Origin of the sequence: Paraglaciecola marina, from assembly GCF_004360155.1 — a bacterium.
Lineage (GTDB): Bacteria > Pseudomonadota > Gammaproteobacteria > Enterobacterales > Alteromonadaceae > Paraglaciecola > Paraglaciecola marina.
Genome location: NZ_SAIS01000004.1, coordinates 302,226 through 320,355 on the forward strand (window position 1 = coordinate 302,226; position 18,130 = coordinate 320,355).

Consider the following 18,130-nt stretch of genomic DNA (forward strand, 5'->3'; position numbering starts at 1 on the left):
AGGGTCGCACGTTTTAGTTAAAATTAACATAAGGAAATGCTATTACCCGAGTGTTTTAGTCAAGTAATTTTGTTATCCTGTAGTCATTAATGTTTTTAAGGTATTTGATCAATGATTACAATTTCTGATACAGCTCAAGCCCATTTTGGCAAACTACTTGAGAAGCAAGAGCCAGACACCAATATCCGTGTATTTGTGGTCAATCCAGGCACGCCCAGTGCAGAGTGTGGAGTATCGTACTGTCCACCAGATGCAATCGAAGCTTCAGATACAGTTTTAGAGTTTAACGGCTTTGATGCTGTTGTTGATTTAGAAAGCGCCCCTTTCCTTGAAGAAGCGGAAATCGATTTTGTGACTGACCAGATGGGCTCACAACTGACTCTTAAAGCGCCTAATGCGAAAGCCAGAAAAGTCGACAGTGACGCACCATTAAACGAGCGTGTGATTTACATGATTGAGTCTGAAATCAACCCACAACTTGCCAGCCACGGCGGTAAAGTTATGTTAGTTGAAATCACTGAAGCCAAAGAAGCCATTCTGGAGTTTGGTGGTGGTTGTAATGGTTGTGCACAAGTTGACGTCACCTTAAAAGACGGTATTGAAAAACAGATGCTAGATCAGTTCCCCGGCGAGCTTACCGCGGTGAAAGATGCCACAGAACATCAAGCTGGTGAACACTCTTATTACTAAAAACACCTAACCAAAGGATATCCCAATTAACTGGTTACAACAGCTAGCCAAAAACCCCACTAAAAGCTGGACAGAGTTTAAGCGGGGTTTAGGGATTTTCTGTGTAGGGGCAGTATTGATATTAGTGGGGGCAAAATATAATGCTCTCATTCAAATACCTGGTTTATTAATTCTCGCAATAGGTTGCCTATACGCCATAAAAGGCTACCTTGGTATTTTCGCTCACCGTATGACTGTCAGCTTTAAACCACCGTCTGCTGACTTTGAAAATCATAGCGATAAAGATAAATAAAGTAACCTCCTAGGCTCATACCTCTTGCCAGTAAAAACAAAGCCATAGCAATCCATAAGCCTTGATTCTGCCACTCTGAAAAAATATAAAAAGACGGAAAGTACACAACCAAAGCACAAAATAGCATACTGTTTCGCATCGCTACTGCGCGGGTTAAGCCAACAAAGACCCCATCAAAATAAAAGCACCAATGGGCGATAATAGGTAAACTAAAAATAAACCAATGGTAATTTGTAATAGCCAATTGCAGCTGTTTTTGATCTGTGAGTAAACTAACAATTCTTTCTCCAAACACTATAAAAACTAAACTATAAGCAATCGCTAACAAACTAGACCAAATTAATCCATGCAGAGTAACTTGCTTAATGCCTTCCCTTGAACTACGGCCTTTTTGTTCACCCACTAATGCTTCTGCCGCAAAGGCAACACCGTCTAACCCCAAGGCGATAAGCGTAAAAAACTGCATAAGAATGGCATTAATAGCAGCATTGGTAGGGCTGAACCCTACTCCTTTAAAAATCAAAAATGCAATACAGGTCTGTAACGCTAAGTTTCGAAAAAATGTATTACCATTTAAATGTAGTAAGGGCTTCAACTGTGAAAAAGTTAACCAGTGTTTATCGAACTCCAATTTATGTAATTTTTTTGTGGCCAACCATAAACTTGCTACGGTGATGGTGTATTCACTGGCAACAGTTGCTAATGCCACGCCTTCAACCCCCCAACCAAATACAAACACAAAACATAAACTCAGCGCCACATTGATTAGATTACCGGCCACTTGAATTGCCAATACTTGTTTGGTTTGTTGTTGACCTATCATCCAGCCCACTAATGCAAGGTTTAACATAGCGGCAGGGGCACCCCAAATGCGCGCTTTAAAGTAATCGGTCATAGCTTGTTCAACTAGCTCGGTTGTCTCTGAGAAACGCAAACCTAAGCTCAAAATTACATCCTGTAACACAAGTATTCCTAGCCCTAATAGCAGCCCAATCAAGATACTTTGAAACAAAGATTGGTTAATTTGAGATACTTTAGCAGTGCCTTTAGCCTGTGCACTCAAACCAGTACTGGTCATTCGCAAAAAACCACATACCCAATAAATTTGGGTAATCAACAAAGTGGCAACCGACGCGCCAGCTAAAAAATAGCTACCCGACATATGACCTAAAACGGCCGTATCTACCAATCCCATTAAAGGTGTAGTGATATTGCTAAGGATCATTGGAAATGCGATAAGCAAAATCTGCTTATGCAGGCTGAACTTCCAGAAGTTTGATAGAATACGTGCTTTAATTTTTACACCATTTTATTGCGGGCCCATTTATGGACATAAGATCATTCTTAATCAGCATAACATTCACTTTGTTTAGCATACAGTTATGGGCTAATGATAACGCAGTCATTTTGGTGTATCACCATGTAAGTACCTCTACACCACCGGTGACCTCTGTCTCACCAGAGACTTTCCGAGAGCACATGAGTTATTTACACAAACACCATACAGTGTTGCCACTACAGCAGGTTGTAGAGAGCCTACAAAATAATCAACCATTACCCGATAAAGCAGTGGCCATTACATTTGATGATGGATACGAGAATATTTACGATAATGCCCACCCAATCATGCAAGAATTTAAGTTTCCTTACACCATATTTGTGAACCCACCACTAATCGGCAAGGCCCATTATCAGCTAGATTGGGAGCAGGTAATAGAGATGACAACACAAGGTGTTAGTTTTGCTAACCATAGTAATCACCATAGCCATATGCTGACACGTGCTGCCAACGAGTATGAGGACAGTTGGCTACAACGATCAGTCCAAGACGTGCAGCAAGCTGAGCAACAATTAACTGAAAAACTAGGCTATAGCCTGAAATACTTTGCCTATCCTTATGGCGAGTTCAACAACAAACTTAAAAATCGGTTAACAGAATTAGGGTATATAAGCTTTGCTCAACATAGTGGCGCGATTGCCTCTTATAGTGACTTTTCAGCCTTGCCACGATTCCCTGCTGCAGGCATTTACAGCAATATCAAAACCCTAAAGGCCAAATTAAATAGCTTAGCTATGCCGGTTTCTAACGTAAATCCTGATGATCCAGTTATTATCTCAGCACCACAAAGCCTAACATTTAATATAGACGATGCAGATCTAAACTCACAGCAGATTAATTGCTTTCAAAGCAATGAAGTAGTGCCTAAAAAGGTAATAGGTAAACAAATACGTTTAACCCTTAACCCAATAAGTACAGCAGGTAGGCATAGAATAAATTGCACTGCCCCTAGTAAAAAATACAACTCAAGATACTACTGGTTCTCACAGCCGTTTTTTATGGCTACAACAGATGGAAAATGGATAGACTAAGAAACCTTTAATTCCTTTAGCAAATGCCAATGTGCACCAATACCTAAATCAAGCATACGCTGTGTAACACCAGACCCTGTGCTTTTTGCAAAGCCCTGACGCTCATAGAACGCTAAAGCTTGGGTATTATTAACCGCCACATCTAGACTTAAAAAAGTCTTTTTGGCATTTACAGCTTGCTGCTCAACGAAATCTAATAACGCTTTTCCATAACCTTGGCCTTGATGTTTAGGTGTCACAGATAAGTGACCAACACACCATTCATTTGCAGCTGGCTTGGGAATACAATCTTGGGTAATTAAACTATTGCGAAGAATATTATGAACATGGGAGGTCCCATAAAACTCAAGTAAACTACTAAGGGTGGCTTGGTGAAAAGCTGCACTGAGTTTGTTATGCCAAGTTGAGACACAAGCTACCGTTTCTAGATTAGCCACAGCAACCCAATGATTAAGGTAACCATATTGCCCCTCCGGCTCAGTTAAACTTTTAGATAAAAATTTTAAAGCGGTTAGGTCGGTATTAATATCTAAGATAGCAGCAAGAGTTTCAGGACCAGAAGCAAGAATAAGGGGCGCTAACGCTAGCGCATCAGATTGCCTAGCTCGTCTAATGTTCACTTATTATGTTTTCTTAGGCTACCCTTACACCCCATAGTCAGGACTGGGCTCTAGCAATAATAGCGGGCATATCTTCTAGAATTTTTTGGCCTTCGCTAATAGGTAATTTCCCCACTTCAAAGTCTGGTTTAAATCGTCCTATGACTTGCGCCTCTGGATTTACCACCACAACAGAAGAGCTATGGTCCACTAAGTAATTAGGGTTGTCGGTACTTTCTGACATTGAATACATCATCCCCATTGCTCTTACTAAAGGAAACAGTTGCACATGCTCGGCGCTAGCTGCAATAAAATCAGGATTAAAAAAGTTAATATATTCATTTAACCTTTCAGTGGAGTCGCGTTTAGGATCTACTGAAATAAACATGACTTGAATTGGGTTATCGGTAGGAATTTTTTGCAACTCAGGATAAATACCTTTTAATTCTGCCAGAGTAGTTGGGCAGATATCAGGGCAATAAGTATAACCTACAAACACTAAACTCCAGTGATTCTTTAATGTGAGTGGTGTCACTTTTTGACCATCATTTGCCACTAATTCAAAGTCAGGCAATACTCGAGCTTGGGGATACAAACTAACATGTTGGGTTTGAGGCCCTACTTGTGGTGGTGCTATATAAACAGAAGCAACCAACCCCACTATCAAAGCAACTAAGGCAACCACTCCTGCTTGAACTTTACTCATTTTTATAACTTACTCTATTTTTAAAATTGTACATAATGGTCCACTAATAACACTACAAACAATACCATTAAGTGAATGATAGAAAATCTAAAAGTATCCATAGCAGTTTTATCATTAGCGTCGAACTTCAGTTTCCAAGCGTAATACAAAAATGCCGCATTTAACACTATCGAACCTATCAAGTAAATTATACCTGTCATACCTATTAGGTAGGGCAACATACACACTACACTCAATAAAACCGTATATAGCAATATAGAGGTTTTCGTAAACTCAATTCCATGGGTAACAGGTAACATAGGAACCTGAGCTCGGGCGTAATCTTTTTCACGATGGATAGCTAAAGCCCAAAAGTGCGGGGGGGTCCAAGTAAATACAATTAAAACTAACAACAAAGCATTGGCATGCACTTCCCCAGTGACTGCAGTCCACCCAAGTAAAGGTGGAATAGCTCCAGCTAAGCCCCCAATAACAATATTTTGTGGCGTCGCCCTTTTTAAATACATAGTGTAAACAACAGCATAACCAAGTAATCCAGCTAAAGTTAACACTGCAGTTAAACGGTTCACCCAAAACTCAAGAATAACGTAACCCACGATTGTAAGTAGAGCTGCAAAAACCAACGCTTTTTGGGGTGTAACTTTTCCTTTAACTACAGGGCGATTGAAGGTTCGAGCCATTTGACTATCTATTTTACGATCCACTACATGGTTAACCACTGCTGCCGCAGAAGACAAAAAGCCAATACCTAATAACCCTGCAGTAAATACCTGCCATTCAATCCAGCTTTCAGATGCTAAACACATACCTACCAAAGCAGTTAACAACAGTAGTAAAACAACCTTAGGCTTAGTCATTTCGTAATAATCTTTACATGTAGCATAAAAATTAAATGTGATAGTTCGCTGTGCCACAGTCATAACTTTACTCATAACCTTCTCCTATATTTTTCGATATAAGGTGTATGCGATGGCCACTAATGACAGTAACAAACATGCAGCCATTGCATTATGCATTACCGCTATAACCACAGGTAAACTAAATACCACATTGCTCACACCTAAAATAACTTGTGCCCCTAACACTACTACCATTATTGCTGATAACCGTTTAATTAATTTAGAGCTGGCCAATGCAAACAAACGCATGCCTAACCAGCACAGGTATATAAAGGTAATTAGGGCGCCGACTCTATGCATTATGTGCATAGTCATTCGCTCATTATAATCATGAGCACCATACTCATAATTTTCTACATCAGGAATGCTAAAAGCTCCTGAAAAATCCAGCCGTTGTAGCCAGCCTTGTTCACATATTGGAAGTTCAGTACAAGCTAAAGCTGCATAGTTGGCTGACGTCCAGCCCCCTAAAGCAATTTGAACTGTTACAATCGCAATCCCAAAAATAGTAAACTTTCGAAACTCTTTAACACTATGGTCACCACCAGGTATTCGATAAGAGCTAAGTTTTAAATATAGTAAGAATAAAGCCGAAAGTAAGGTAAACCCTCCTAACAAATGCCCCATGACGACAATCGGCAACAAGTTTAAAGTCACAGTCCACATTCCCAGAGCACCCTGAAAACACACTAAGCACAACAGGAAAAATGGGAGTTTAACGGGGGCGTTTTCAGCTCTTTTAAATAAGCTTGTCACAAAAATAACCAAAATCATAAAACCAAGGCCACTTGCAAAGTAGCGGTGGATCATTTCATTCCAAGCTTTGTGTTTTTCAAATGGCCTATCGGGAAAGGCTTGTTGAGCTATCTCTATGTTTTTTGTGGTTTGACTAAAGCTCAAGTGCCCATAACACCCTGGCCAATCAGGACAACCTAAGCCGGCATCAGTAAGACGAGCATAGGCCCCTAAGACAATAACAACTAAAGCTAAAAATATACTCACAACTACTAGCTTTTTCATCACCTTTCCTTTACCCAATGCGAGATAACTTAAGTACTTTACGCATGTCAGACAATATATCGCGACTATGTAAAATGGCATCTTCAGGGTTAATGTATAAGGGGTAACGCAAAATAATATTGTTTAAAGTATCAACTATAAAAACACCTTGAGTACTAGCACCATCAAACACTTGATTTAAGCTGTCTAAGTTAGTATTTAGTAAACGATAATTAGGCTGCTCTTTTATCAATGCAAGTTGCTCGCTATCACTTTGGTCATAGGCCAGCACCACCACTTCAGCTCGATCACTTTCTTTTCCTAAAGCGCTATGAACCTGAGCTACGCTATACAAGGCATTTTCGCATGCTTCTTTGCATTGCTCTGGTAACACATAGAGTAACTTCCATTTAGGCTCTTTAGAGCCGCCTTGTAAGCTAGTCATATCAAGAGCTGGTTGAATTAACTCACCTTTATTTGTTGCAGCTTGATTAAACCAGTTATTGTCTAAAGCTACTTTCGCTAAAATAACCGGCAATATAAAAGCTGTTATAAAGATAAAAATAGTACTTTTGTTAGTTGATTTTTTAACGGGACTCATAGGTATTCCTTTGTTGCTTTTTGCGATGTGCCACTACAAATATTACAACTGCAGCAATCGCTAATAAAAACCACTGCGCTGCATAGGCAAGGTGCTTTTCTGGTGGCATCACGACCCTTTGCCAATGGCGTTCAAAACCGGACTCTAGATCTTGGTTTAATAGCACCACAAAAGGTAAGAGATCCTGTTGCAAATGTTGCTGCATAATTTCTATGTCCACTTGTTGTAAAAGCTTTGGCCACTCACCATCGAGCTTTGCGGTTTCTTGTACCATTACGTTTTTAGTTGGGATGGCTACCATGCCAAAATATTCTGTTAAATCTGAATGCAGCTTTACTGCGGGCAAAGTATTGCGACTATTCATCGCCGCAATCCAACCAAAATTAGCCAGTACCCAACCTTGTAGAGTTTTGATTGGAACTAAAACGTGGTAACCAACCCGACCTTGGTGAATTTTATTGTCAACTAAAAAGTACCTAAAGGGGTCTGTTTCACCTTCCATGGAGATCGGCATATCTAGCATATTGTTGCTGTTATCCTTTAGCAGGTTATGTAAGGTCATTTGACCTGCATTTTCCGCTTCTTGAATTGACAACAACCTGTCAGTTTTCTCCTGTGCTCTTTGAATCTGCCAAACACCTAATGTAAACATAATGACAACTGCAAAGAATGTTACTAAGCTAGCTACCGATAAAAAATTCAATTTAGAGTTTTTCATACCCTTAGTAATCAATATTTAGGAGTAATTGGATGATCATCAAAATTCTCATTGGCGCATTACTGTTGTTTATGTTGTTCAACCTATTTAAAGCCATGATGATCATGTTAAAAAACGACCCGACTCAACCTTCAATGACTAAATTCATTGGCCGCAGAGTCATGATATCAGCAGTTATTATCCTATTAATATTGGTGGCTATGGCAACAGGTTTGATTACACCAAACCCATCACCCTATTAAAAATATCCTCATCAATTTATAAAATATAAACAAAGAAAAATAACATCACCCAAACCACGTCTACAAAATGCCAATACCAACTACCCGCCTGAAAAGCAAAGTGGTTGTCTGGAGTAAAATGTCCTTTAAAGACCCTAAGTAACATAATGAATAAAATGACAGTTCCTAGTGTTACGTGGAACCCATGAAACCCGGTCAACATAAAGAAAGTGTTGCCATAAATCCCTGCATCTAAAGTAAGACCCATTTCTGTGTAAGCGTGGATATACTCTTCAACCTGCAGAGCTAAAAATATACAACCTAAAATCACAGTAAGGCTTAACCAGATTTTTAGATTTTTTCGTTTGTTTTCTTCTAAGGCAACATGAGCCATATGACAAGTTACCGATGAAACCATCAATATAATGGTATTTATGAGAGGTAAACCATACCAGCCCATAGCTTCTGTTTTTATGCCACCTGGCGTTTCAATCAATGGCCAAATCGCATTAAAAGTTGGCCACAAGACTTCACCTGTCATGTCATTATTAGACGCCCCACCTAACCATGGAACCGCAATAACTCTTGCGTAAAATAAGGCCCCAAAAAACGCCGCAAAAAACATCACTTCAGAAAAAATGAACCACGCCATCCCTTGCCGATAAGAACGCCCTAATTGGGAGCTATACATACCACTCATCGATTCATGTATTTGATTTCTAAACCAACCAAATAACATCACCACTAAGGTTATTAACCCTACAGCCAAAATATAACCGCCGTAACCTTCTTTATCTCGAGTAGTCTCAATTACAAAATTTCCAGCACCAACGGCGATAAGAAACAAAGCAACAGCTCCCATAAATGGCCAAGGGCTTTCTGCTGGTACATAATACTTTTCATATTTTTCTGACATTTTTGCTCTCCTAACCCCTTAATTCATCGCCACAACTTCTGCTGAAGCCGTGACGTTGTATAGGGTGTATTGAACGGTAAAATAAGTAATATTTTTAGGTAGTTGTGGGTCAACATAAAACTTCATTGGCATGAGCACTTCTTCTCCAGCCTGTAAGGTTTGTTGCTCAAAACAAAAACACTCTGTTTTATTCATGTAAAGTGCTGCAGGTCCAGGAGATACAGAAGGTACAGCCTGCCCTACAATTAAAGACTTAGTAGGGTTTCGAACATAGAAGTTTACTTGGCTCATTTCACCCGGGTGAACTTTTACTTGTCTGGTTTTGGCTTTAAATTCCCAGGGCATGCCTGTATTTATACGAGTGATAAAATCCACTGTAATGAGCCGACTTGTATCTACCTCAACTGACTCGTAAACCGCTGCTACTTCGGATGTTTTGCCGTTTATCCCCAATGCATCACACAACACGTCATAAAGCGGCACTAAGGCAAACCCAAAGCCAAACATCCCCAGAACGATAGCCATTAACTTCACTACCATTTTGCTATTTTTGCGTTGCGCTTGCTGCTTATCCATAGGAATTGCCCTACTGTGTCTACTTCACTTCAGGTGGAGTTTCAAAGGTGTGATAAGGTGCAGGAGAGGGGATTTCCCACTCTAACCCTTCAGCGCCTTCCCATACCTGGTCCGATACAGGCTCACCTTTTTTCTTACAGGCTTTAATCAATAAGGCTAAGAAAATAAGTTGTGATAAACCAAATGCAAAGCCACCAATGCTTATCCATTTATTGAAATCGGCAAACTGTAAGGCGTAATCAGGAATTCGCCTAGGCATGCCCGCCAACCCTACAAAATGCATAGGGAAAAACAGCACATTGACTGAAATAAGTGAACACCAGAAATGCCATTTAGCTAAGCCAATATCAAACATTTTCCCAGTCCACTTAGGTAGCCAATAATACACTGCCGCCATAATAGAAAAGATTGCACCTGTTACTAATACATAATGAAAATGAGCCACCACAAAATAGGTATCATGGTATTGAAAATCCACTGGAGTGATAGCCAACATCAGGCCAGACAAGCCCCCTATGGTAAATAACACAATAAAGGCTAAGGCAAATAGCATAGGCACTTCAAATGTCATTGAGCCGCGCCACATAGTGGCAACCCAGTTAAACACTTTTACCCCAGTAGGTACCGAGATCAACATAGTAGCAAACATAAAAAACAGCTCGGCAGCCACTGGCATACCCGTAGTAAACATATGATGTGCCCAAACAATGAATGACAACAAAGCAATAGAAGCTGTGGCGTAAACCATAGAGGCATAACCAAATAAACGCTTTCTGGCAAAAGTTGGAATGATCTGCGAAATAATGCCAAAGGCTGGCAAAATCATTATGTACACTTCTGGGTGCCCAAAGAACCAAAAGATATGCTGGAACATGACAGGGTCACCACCACCAGCAGCATCAAAAAAGCTGGTACCAAAGAACTTATCTGTGAGTACCATAGTTACAGCACCCGCTAAAACAGGCATAACGGCGATAAGTAAAAACGCAGTAATCAGCCAAGTCCAAACAAACAAGGGCATTTTCATCCAAGTCATACCCGGCGCCCGCATGTTCCAGATTGTAACTATCACATTGATTGCGCCCATAATCGAAGACGCCCCCATAATATGCACCGCAAATACAAACAAAGCGGTGCCATCATTGCTGTAAGTGGTTGAAAGAGGTGCATAAAATGTCCAACCAAATGCAGGTCCGCCACCTTCCATAAATAACGAAGACAACAAAATTGCAAAGGCAAAAGGCAAGATCCAAAAACTCCAGTTATTCATTCTAGGCAAAGCCATATCTGGCGCCCCTATCATCATAGGGATCAACCAGTTAGCTAAACCTGTAAAAGCGGGCATAACCGCTCCAAACACCATGATCAAACCATGAACAGTGGTCATCTGATTAAAAAAGTTCGGCTCTACAATTTGCAAACCGGGTTGAAATAATTCAGCGCGAATCACCATAGCCATCGCGCCGCCGGTTAGAAACATAATAAACGCAAACCACAGATACAAAGTACCTATGTCTTTATGGTTAGTGGTATATAACCAACGCTTTATACCTGTTGGAATATGATGTTCATGGTGCTCTTCGTCATGAGGGCCATCATGATGAGTGTCATTTGTTGTTGCAGTCATGGTCACCTCTCCTATTGTCCGTTTAATGCGGCGTTAATATCTTTAGCTTGCACCAAGTCACCTGTGTTATTACCCCAAGCATTACGCTCGTATGTGATAACAGCAGCCAATTCAGACATGGTTAACTGCTTGGCGTAAGCTTGCATGGCGGTCCCAGATACACCATTGAGCACAATACTGATATGTTTAGGCTGGTCAGCAATAGCAATTTGACTGCCTTTTAAGGCTGGGAACACCCCTTGTAGCCCTTCACCATTTGGCATGTGGCAGGCGGCACAGTTGGCATTGTAAATTTTTTCACCTTGCTCCATAGCTTCAGCCATGGTCATATTCATTGCCAGTAATCTTTGCTCTTCTTCTTTTGCTTTTAACTGAATATCTTCTTGCTCTGTAATCCAGTTCTTATAATCAGTTGGCTCTTTTGCAATCACAACAATAGGCATAAAACCGTGGTCTTTTCCGCATAACTCAGCACATTGGCCACGATAAATACCGGGGTCGTTAACTAACGCCCATGCATCATTAATAAACCCGGGGTTGGCATCTTGTTTAACTGCAAAATCTGGTACCCACCAAGCGTGGATAACATCATCAGAAGTAATTAAAAACCGGACCTTTTCACCTGTGGGGATAACTAAAGGCCTATCAACTTCAAGAAGATAGTTTTCACCTTTTTCAAATTTTCCTGATATTTGTTCGGCTTGGGTGGCCATTTTTGAATAATATTCCACATCATTATCCATATACTTGTAATGCCATTTCCACTGAGATCCCGTTACCAAAACCGTGACACCGGGTTCACTCGCATCTTCCATGTCGATCAATAGCTTCATGGCTGGCACTGCCATAGCAATTAAAATGATAAAAGGGATAACCGTCCAGGCTATTTCCACCTTCACACTTTCGTGAAAATTAGCGGGCTTAGCCCCTCTAGATTTGCGATGAAAATACATAGATATAAACATGGCGATAAACACGCCCGCACCAATGACGATACATATAATGAACATCAACATATGCATGTCATAAACTTCAGCGCTGATATCAGTCACGCCTTTAGTCATATTTAACTGATATTGATCAATATTATCCGTGGCTTCTGCAAACACTGGAGTGGTCATTAACAAGGACAGCAATACTCCAGCCTTGGGTAAAATTCTCTTCACTTTGACACCTCACAAACAGGAAACGTATTTCTATTTATTCATTGTAAAAAACATTAGAAGCGAAAAATCACGCGGAACAATGGTTAATAATACGTTAATTTATTGTTACATCTTGATACGAGAGTGTTAAGAATGACTTACTTTATGGGGGTTAGTCTAGCTTTTTTGTATAAAATACAATCTAATGGTTATTTTTTAAACAATTAAATGTTAAAAAACTTATATTGCTCAATAGAATCAAAGAATTATAGCGAGGAAAACAAAAGATAAAGAAAAGCGCAACCTGGGCAATTGCGCCAAAATAGCTTATTTACATCCAATCAGCGTTACGAATTACACCAACAGCAATACCTTCGATATTGAAAGGTTGATTAGCCAAATCAACTTTAATAGGCGCAAAGTCATCGTTCTCAGCATGCAGTAACACTTCACGGCCCTTTTTCTCTAGGCGTTTTACTGTCACATCTTCATCTACACGAGCCACAACAACTTGACCATTATGGACATCAGTAGTGCGATGCACGGCTAATAAATCACCGTCCAAAATACCGATATCTTTCATACTCATACCGTTTACTCTCAATAAAAAATCAGCACTGGGCTTAAACAAACTAGGATCAACTTGATAATGCCCCTCAACATGCTCTTGAGCTAAGATAGGCTCACCAGCAGCAACCTGACCAATTAGTGGTAAACCAAGATCTTCAAGTTGGTCTTCAATAGGTGTGTTGAGTTTTATACCGCGAGAAGTTCCCGGTAAAATTTCGATAACCCCTTTACGTGCCAAAGCTTTTAAATGCTCTTCAGCTGCATTGGCTGATTTAAAACCAAGGTTTCTGGCAATTTCAGCTCGGGTGGGGGGCATACCTGTATCTAACATAGTATCTTTTATGAGTTGTAAAACTTCTTCTTGTCGTTTCGTTAATGGACGCATAACCAGCCTGTTTATCTATACAGTTAGTGTGAGTATATACAGTTATTTAAAAACCTCAAATTTGTTTTACATTGATAGTTTAAACAAACAGCTAAAAGCTGTTTTGAATACATACCAAAGTTAAATATTTAATACCGAAAATAAAAACACTTTTTAATAAAGTTCTGTTTACAACTTAACTTTTTTTCGTTTAATCAATTACCAATCGGAACTGGCGATGCGTATTATTCAGATTTTATTAATAGTGGTACTAGTTTCCACACTACAGGCATGCTCTTTGGGCCACTTAAGGGCCGTTAGGGATGCAATGGCAGAGCAAAATGGTGAGGAAGTATACTATCCGAATCAAAGTGATAGCTCTTATGCGGGTGACGTCAAGTTTATAAGAGGAGTGTGGAACGGCTATGCATACTTTTCGCTAGATAACACAGGCGATGAATATTGCCGAGCTCGAGTGACTAACGAAGACGGCACTGAGAAGTATTACAATTTAAGACCATATGAAGATACTGGTGACATGGACGCAAGCTTATATAATCTCCCCTATGGTATATATGCTCGGTGCGGAAACGGCAGTCAAGTTTTTGATTCTTATTTTTGAAGAAGAGCTGGCGTTGATCATTTACGAGACACAGGGAATGTGATTACTTACGGAAAATGACCCAATGCCAGATAACCTCTGCCCCTCTTTTAATCTCTCTCTGCGAAAGCCAATTACCTTTCCCTGCGAAATAATTGTCAACCCGATGGCAACACTTTTTACGGCAAAGCCTTACATGGAATATCAAAGTCAACATGGTAGTGTTCATCATGTCTGACCCAAGAGGGCGTCTTAGAAAACTGGATATATTTCTTTAGATATGGCCCATAGGATGTTTTGAATAGTTCAGGTTGCAGCTTAGGATCAAATATCACTCGCCACAAATTTACACCGTGAGCAAGCGCTGCTTTATGCAGAGCAACAATATGTGCAGCCAATGCAATATAATCTATAGAGTAATTTTTGTAACTTCCGTCGTTATCAAACTCAATGTTATAGCCAAACTTGTTGAAGACATGTGTAGGTAAATGAACTGACTCTCCCAACTCATTAACAACAGGAGTCATAAAATCAACCGACAAGCCATTTTGATGAGTTTTGTGTGGTTTAAATACACCGCCCTCCGCAAACCCAGTTTCGGCGTATTTGAATACTTTATAGGGCAACTCTTCACCTAAAGATTTGTAGGCATCTACCAGAATACTTATAACTTCTGAGTGAACATATGTCCTTCCAGCAAGACGCGCTACTCTGCTATAGGTAACATAATTATCTCCAGAACTTGGCATCTCAACACCATTTTCCAGCCGCCCTTTTGCGGTCGTGCCATAACAACTGCTTTTTTCTGCAGAGGCAACATAAGAAAATAGACTCAAGCCCATCACTAAAAATTTTAGAGCCTTTCTCATGGCCTTTTTAATCTCCAGCTAACACTGTAAAAAATAGCCGCGCCGGCTAAGCCACTGTACAGACATACTTTATGTAACATTGTTACCGATATTAAACTTAAAAATTGATTATCTAAGGTAAATGGAAAGAAGGGTTCAACATCTAAATGCATAATACTATCGAGTAAAACATGACTAAAACTACCAATGAAAGCACTCAAAAACACCACCCACCAGGCAATTGAAATAGGATTTTCATACTTCGAAATCCTGAGTACCTTCAAACCAAACTCAGATAAATATTTGCCTGATATTCCAGCAAGAATGGCAATGATAGTGGCGCCAATATAAGTATGACTAAAACCATGCAAATGACCTTCACCAGAAAGTAAAACGACTAGGGGTTGAATATCCATTACAATCTGAGTCCAACCAAATACCATCAAGCTAAAGCTACCCCGTAGCAATGATTTAATGAAAATTCCCGGCCCCATATGAATTGGTGTAAAAGGCATTAAGAATTTCCTTTATGATTCATTATTAAAGCAACCGCTTTAGAAATTAGTTGTGATGATTCTTTAGGTTTGGCTTGTAATACAAAGTGAGGCCCATCAATTTCAATGTACTCAATATTTTTGAATACATTACAAAGTTCTCGGCTTTTTCTTGGCATGATAAGCCTATCTGACATTGCTTGAATATAAACAGTAGGCACTTCAAAGTTAGCCTGAGGGAGCCTCTGTTGACTCATAACAGCTAATCTACTTTTTAAAATTTGCTCTGGGATAGATTTAATTACTGTTATAAATTTTGACAAAAGTGCTTCTGATGCATTTTGACCAAGTAATAAAATTTTATGGCCAATTTTGGATAACGGGGCTGACGCCAATGCTTTTAGTGGTAAAACCTTAACTATTGGTAGTAGGTACCTGTTAGGGCAACTTAGAAAGCTAGCTACGAAAATAACACCTTTTATATTAGAGGGGCTTCGCTTAAGTAACTCTGGCACAATGCCACCCGAAAACGACTCAGCTAGTAATATAAAGTCTTCATTTAGTAATTGCATTTCTATTGCTCTAGCTAAAGACAAATAATCTTGGGGACCGCATTGTGGCAAAGAAATAACTAATTTCTCACCGTCATAACATGACAAAAATTCTTCAAATAGGTCTCCTGTACCATCCATTCCTGGCAATAATACTAATTTCAAAATATAGACCTTTTATTCCCAGCTAAGACCATCGGGCAATTTATGCCCACTAAATTCAATATGTATAACTCGCCTGTGATTTGGGGATATGGCCTTGCTTGACGCATGTAATATTAAAGGGTTCATAATCAACATGTCACCGGCTTTGGCTTCACACTCAATAGATTCATCTCTATTTACAACATCATCTATGTCGCCTTGCCTTAATACCCCTAGCAGATGACTATCTGGGACCACTTTTAAACATCCGTTTTGAGCATTTGAATCATCTAGATGAACCCTAAAAGCAATCATGTCATTTAAAGCATCCACACTTGGCTGAACATGATGAATACCATCTTTTACCGTCCAAGGTCCCCAACCATCAATATCTTGTTTTTTGTTAACCGATACCGTTTTATCTTGATGCCAACTGACTAACCAATTTTTATCTGGTGTTTTATCAAATAGAATCACCCTAACAAGTTGCGGCTCTTTACCCAGAAATAACCTGGCTTTGGCTAACACCTTTTCTGACTGAACAAGATTGGAAATACAAGCAAATTTCTTTTCAGCGTTACGAACCCCATGCATAGATTCATTGCTATCACTTAAGGTTAGATCATCAATCAAAGCTGCAACTTCTACTTGAGATAAAAACTCGTCATGAAATGCAAAACCCTGTTCTAAGTTATTCATATTTCAAATCGGAAATTGCATTTTTATACACCTCAAAGTGTTGCTGCCAAAGCTTGTTTCTAAAACGATAGTTCGGATCAACTTTCTGTTTAAGCTCAAAAAATTGTTGATAGTTTGGGTAGGCATTCATAAATTGTTCAGTGGTTGCGTTTAACTGATAGGGCAAATAATAAGCGCCTTGTTCAGCTATCGCTGCATTGATCATTTCTTGGCTCCAGAGTTTCACTTCTTGTTGGGCTCCATTGCTGATACCTTGTCGGTAATACACAACAAAAGCAAAAACTTCAGTTCTAGCCCAAGCTAATAAGGAGCCGCTATCAGGTAATGCATGCCGAACCGAAACATTGATAATGTTCGCATTATGCCTTTTAAATATATCAGCCATTTCTATTGCAAATCTGTCAAAGCTTTCTACTGGTACAAAATATTCTCGTAAAGCATACGTATGAGTACGGCGGCTTTTGGGTTCAAGCTCATTTACATCATAACTTGCTTCGTAATTTCGCCATTGCACAGCGTCAAACGAATACAGTACTGGCTCTAAAACATATTGGCGTAGCCATTTACCAAAATTAGAATCGGCCACAAACTCTGCCAACTTGGGCTGCCAAGTATAGTCTTTGTTTTTAGCAATTAATCTTTGCTTTATCGTTAATTCTTCATCAGTTTTTATCCAGCTTACGCTACGTATATCCATAAAGTTAGGAGGATAAATATCTGCATTGTGAAAAACAATGCTTTCATCATTACGAATATTGTTGGAAAAATATTCAGCATATTCATGCAAAGTCATTTTTTGGGTGACTCGTTTTACTTTGACATTATCCACTAGATTTAATGTAACTTCAGCAATCACAGCGATACCACCATAGCCACCAATGGCACTGTAGAACATTTCTGAATTCTCAGTTGCAGAAGCGTCTTTAATTTCTCCATCAGCAGTCACTAGTTTTATTGATTCAACGGAACGAATAATAGGCCCTTCACCAATATAACGACCATGTACATTGACACTTAGTGAACCGCCAATAGTAAAATTGGCATAAGTTTGCATTATTTTTACAGAAAGGTTTTGTGGGTCGATAACCTCTTGTAAATCACGCCAAGTGATCCCACTTTGCACAGTAATTTGTTTCTGGGCTACATCAAGATTCAAAACCTTATTGAATGCTCGCATATCTAAATGCAGGCTATCAGGATATGCCGTTTGTCCGCCCTGACTATATCGCCCACCACCGATCGAAATTGGACCTGACGTAGTTTTAATAGCAGTCACAATGTCTTCAATGCTTGTGGGAGTAATAACACGATCAACTTCGATAGAATTTAACTGAGTAATGTCGTTAATAGTCGTTGGGCTAGTATAAGGATCTGGCTCAGGGCCTTTTAAATCAACAAAAATATAGGCGAAGAGTAGGCAGAAAAATAAAAGAAAAACAAATAACACCTTAGTAAGCAACTTAATCAAAACACTTTTCCTTTTAAAATTAATCCATAAAA

21 protein-coding genes are annotated in these 18,130 nt (G+C 39.5%); 4 read left to right on the top strand and 17 right to left on the bottom strand.

All coding sequences use genetic code 11. The features are described from left to right. Positions 1-111: 111 nt before the first annotated feature. The gene (gene nfuA, locus EOK74_RS10685; protein WP_133469988.1) at positions 112-690 is read left to right on the top strand and encodes a Fe-S biogenesis protein NfuA; all 579 of its coding nucleotides are present in this window, start codon (positions 112-114) and stop codon (positions 688-690) included. Between the two features lie 242 nt (positions 691-932). Here the strand turns inward: nfuA and EOK74_RS10690 are convergent, their stop codons facing one another. Continuing rightward, positions 933-2,207 (bottom strand): MATE family efflux transporter, encoded by a 1,275-nt coding sequence (locus tag EOK74_RS10690; RefSeq protein WP_133469989.1) that lies wholly within the window; start codon positions 2,205-2,207, stop codon positions 933-935. 101 nt (positions 2,208-2,308) lie between these two features. On the opposite strand from EOK74_RS10690, the gene EOK74_RS10695 reads away from it, so the two are divergent. Further along, the gene (locus EOK74_RS10695) at positions 2,309-3,352 is read left to right on the top strand and encodes a polysaccharide deacetylase family protein (protein ID WP_133469990.1); all 1,044 of its coding nucleotides are present in this window, start codon (positions 2,309-2,311) and stop codon (positions 3,350-3,352) included. On the opposite strand, the gene EOK74_RS10700 is transcribed toward EOK74_RS10695, so the two are convergent. The 6 genes from EOK74_RS10700 to EOK74_RS10725 are packed head-to-tail and all read right to left on the bottom strand — an operon-like array spanning position 3,349 to position 7,874. Then, positions 3,349-3,972 (bottom strand): GNAT family N-acetyltransferase, encoded by a 624-nt coding sequence (locus EOK74_RS10700; protein ID WP_133469991.1) that lies wholly within the window; start codon positions 3,970-3,972, stop codon positions 3,349-3,351. The genes EOK74_RS10695 and EOK74_RS10700 overlap by 4 nt on opposite strands. Positions 3,973-4,009: 37 nt before the next feature. Further along, positions 4,010-4,657, bottom strand: a complete 648-nt coding sequence (locus EOK74_RS10705; RefSeq protein ID WP_133469992.1) for an SCO family protein — start codon at positions 4,655-4,657, stop codon at positions 4,010-4,012. Positions 4,658-4,677: 20 nt separating this feature from the next. After that, complete coding sequence (gene cyoE, locus EOK74_RS10710; protein ID WP_133469993.1) at positions 4,678-5,589, bottom strand: heme o synthase; 912 nt, start codon at positions 5,587-5,589, stop codon at positions 4,678-4,680. A 9-nt stretch (positions 5,590-5,598) separates the two neighbouring features. After that, entirely contained in the window at positions 5,599-6,576 is a 978-nt protein-coding gene (locus EOK74_RS10715) for a COX15/CtaA family protein (protein ID WP_133469994.1), read from the bottom strand. A 10-nt stretch (positions 6,577-6,586) separates the two neighbouring features. Further along, complete coding sequence (locus EOK74_RS10720) at positions 6,587-7,156, bottom strand: hypothetical protein (RefSeq protein WP_133469995.1); 570 nt, start codon at positions 7,154-7,156, stop codon at positions 6,587-6,589. Beyond that, entirely contained in the window at positions 7,143-7,874 is a 732-nt protein-coding gene (locus tag EOK74_RS10725; protein ID WP_239024084.1) for an SURF1 family protein, read from the bottom strand. The genes EOK74_RS10720 and EOK74_RS10725 overlap by 14 nt, the downstream gene beginning before the upstream one ends. Before the next feature lie 32 nt (positions 7,875-7,906). On the opposite strand from EOK74_RS10725, the gene EOK74_RS10730 reads away from it, so the two are divergent. Continuing rightward, entirely contained in the window at positions 7,907-8,116 is a 210-nt protein-coding gene (locus tag EOK74_RS10730; protein WP_133469996.1) for a DUF2909 domain-containing protein, read from the top strand. 16 nt (positions 8,117-8,132) lie between these two features. Here EOK74_RS10730 and EOK74_RS10735 read toward each other — a convergent pair whose 3' ends face one another. From EOK74_RS10735 to lexA, 5 genes are all read right to left on the bottom strand, one after another. Further along, on the bottom strand, positions 8,133-9,011 hold the full coding sequence (locus tag EOK74_RS10735; RefSeq protein ID WP_133469997.1) for a cytochrome c oxidase subunit 3: 879 nt from the start codon (positions 9,009-9,011) through the stop codon (positions 8,133-8,135). Between the two features lie 18 nt (positions 9,012-9,029). Further along, entirely contained in the window at positions 9,030-9,587 is a 558-nt protein-coding gene (locus tag EOK74_RS10740) for a cytochrome c oxidase assembly protein (protein WP_133469998.1), read from the bottom strand. Between the two features lie 19 nt (positions 9,588-9,606). After that, positions 9,607-11,214 carry a cytochrome c oxidase subunit I gene (ctaD, locus tag EOK74_RS10745; protein ID WP_133469999.1) on the bottom strand — a complete coding sequence of 536 codons (1,608 nt, stop codon included), beginning with the start codon at positions 11,212-11,214 and terminating at the stop codon, positions 9,607-9,609. 11 nt (positions 11,215-11,225) lie between these two features. After that, a complete protein-coding gene (gene coxB / locus EOK74_RS10750) occupies positions 11,226-12,335 on the bottom strand; it encodes a cytochrome c oxidase subunit II (RefSeq protein WP_133470041.1) in 1,110 nt (369 codons plus the stop codon). Between the two features lie 355 nt (positions 12,336-12,690). Continuing rightward, a complete protein-coding gene (lexA, locus tag EOK74_RS10755; RefSeq protein ID WP_133470000.1) occupies positions 12,691-13,314 on the bottom strand; it encodes a transcriptional repressor LexA in 624 nt (207 codons plus the stop codon). 217 nt (positions 13,315-13,531) lie between these two features. On the opposite strand from lexA, the gene EOK74_RS10760 reads away from it, so the two are divergent. Continuing rightward, positions 13,532-13,915: a hypothetical protein gene (locus EOK74_RS10760; RefSeq protein ID WP_133470001.1), complete on the top strand. Its 384-nt coding sequence runs from the start codon at positions 13,532-13,534 to the stop codon at positions 13,913-13,915. A gap of 158 nt (positions 13,916-14,073) precedes the next feature. Here EOK74_RS10760 and EOK74_RS10765 read toward each other — a convergent pair whose 3' ends face one another. The 5 genes from EOK74_RS10765 to EOK74_RS10785 are packed head-to-tail and all read right to left on the bottom strand — an operon-like array spanning position 14,074 to position 18,098. Continuing rightward, positions 14,074-14,763 (bottom strand): penicillin-insensitive murein endopeptidase, encoded by a 690-nt coding sequence (locus EOK74_RS10765; protein ID WP_133470002.1) that lies wholly within the window; start codon positions 14,761-14,763, stop codon positions 14,074-14,076. Continuing rightward, the gene (locus EOK74_RS10770; RefSeq protein ID WP_133470003.1) at positions 14,760-15,257 is read right to left on the bottom strand and encodes a metal-dependent hydrolase; all 498 of its coding nucleotides are present in this window, start codon (positions 15,255-15,257) and stop codon (positions 14,760-14,762) included. Before EOK74_RS10770 ends, EOK74_RS10765 begins: the two co-directional genes overlap by 4 nt. Then, a complete protein-coding gene (locus tag EOK74_RS10775) occupies positions 15,257-15,952 on the bottom strand; it encodes a serine aminopeptidase domain-containing protein (RefSeq protein ID WP_133470004.1) in 696 nt (231 codons plus the stop codon). The genes EOK74_RS10770 and EOK74_RS10775 overlap by 1 nt, the downstream gene beginning before the upstream one ends. A gap of 12 nt (positions 15,953-15,964) precedes the next feature. Then, on the bottom strand, positions 15,965-16,630 hold the full coding sequence (locus tag EOK74_RS10780; protein ID WP_133470005.1) for a phytanoyl-CoA dioxygenase family protein: 666 nt from the start codon (positions 16,628-16,630) through the stop codon (positions 15,965-15,967). Beyond that, a complete protein-coding gene (locus EOK74_RS10785; protein WP_239024085.1) occupies positions 16,623-18,098 on the bottom strand; it encodes an FAD-binding oxidoreductase in 1,476 nt (491 codons plus the stop codon). The genes EOK74_RS10780 and EOK74_RS10785 overlap by 8 nt, the downstream gene beginning before the upstream one ends. Positions 18,099-18,130: the final 32 nt, after the last annotated feature.

Bases quoted from the DNA above. Each gene is read 5' to 3' on its own strand.
- nfuA (WP_133469988.1), top strand. From the start codon at position 112: ATGATTACAATTTCTGATACAGCTCAAGCCCATTTTGGCAAACTACTT.
- EOK74_RS10690 (WP_133469989.1), bottom strand. From the start codon at position 2,207: ATGATCCTTAGCAATATCACTACACCTTTAATGGGATTGGTAGATACG.
- EOK74_RS10695 (WP_133469990.1), top strand. From the start codon at position 2,309: ATGGACATAAGATCATTCTTAATCAGCATAACATTCACTTTGTTTAGC.
- EOK74_RS10705 (WP_133469992.1), bottom strand. From the start codon at position 4,657: ATGAGTAAAGTTCAAGCAGGAGTGGTTGCCTTAGTTGCTTTGATAGTG.
- cyoE (WP_133469993.1), bottom strand. From the start codon at position 5,589: ATGAGTAAAGTTATGACTGTGGCACAGCGAACTATCACATTTAATTTT.
- EOK74_RS10715 (WP_133469994.1), bottom strand. From the start codon at position 6,576: ATGAAAAAGCTAGTAGTTGTGAGTATATTTTTAGCTTTAGTTGTTATT.
- EOK74_RS10720 (WP_133469995.1), bottom strand. From the start codon at position 7,156: ATGAGTCCCGTTAAAAAATCAACTAACAAAAGTACTATTTTTATCTTT.
- EOK74_RS10725 (WP_239024084.1), bottom strand. From the start codon at position 7,874: ATGAAAAACTCTAAATTGAATTTTTTATCGGTAGCTAGCTTAGTAACA.
- EOK74_RS10730 (WP_133469996.1), top strand. From the start codon at position 7,907: ATGATCATCAAAATTCTCATTGGCGCATTACTGTTGTTTATGTTGTTC.
- EOK74_RS10735 (WP_133469997.1), bottom strand. From the start codon at position 9,011: ATGTCAGAAAAATATGAAAAGTATTATGTACCAGCAGAAAGCCCTTGG.
- EOK74_RS10740 (WP_133469998.1), bottom strand. From the start codon at position 9,587: ATGGATAAGCAGCAAGCGCAACGCAAAAATAGCAAAATGGTAGTGAAG.
- ctaD (WP_133469999.1), bottom strand. From the start codon at position 11,214: ATGACTGCAACAACAAATGACACTCATCATGATGGCCCTCATGACGAA.
- coxB (WP_133470041.1), bottom strand. From the start codon at position 12,335: ATGACCACTCCAGTGTTTGCAGAAGCCACGGATAATATTGATCAATAT.
- lexA (WP_133470000.1), bottom strand. From the start codon at position 13,314: ATGCGTCCATTAACGAAACGACAAGAAGAAGTTTTACAACTCATAAAA.
- EOK74_RS10760 (WP_133470001.1), top strand. From the start codon at position 13,532: ATGCGTATTATTCAGATTTTATTAATAGTGGTACTAGTTTCCACACTA.
- EOK74_RS10765 (WP_133470002.1), bottom strand. From the start codon at position 14,763: ATGAGAAAGGCTCTAAAATTTTTAGTGATGGGCTTGAGTCTATTTTCT.
- EOK74_RS10770 (WP_133470003.1), bottom strand. From the start codon at position 15,257: ATGCCTTTTACACCAATTCATATGGGGCCGGGAATTTTCATTAAATCA.
- EOK74_RS10780 (WP_133470005.1), bottom strand. From the start codon at position 16,630: ATGAATAACTTAGAACAGGGTTTTGCATTTCATGACGAGTTTTTATCT.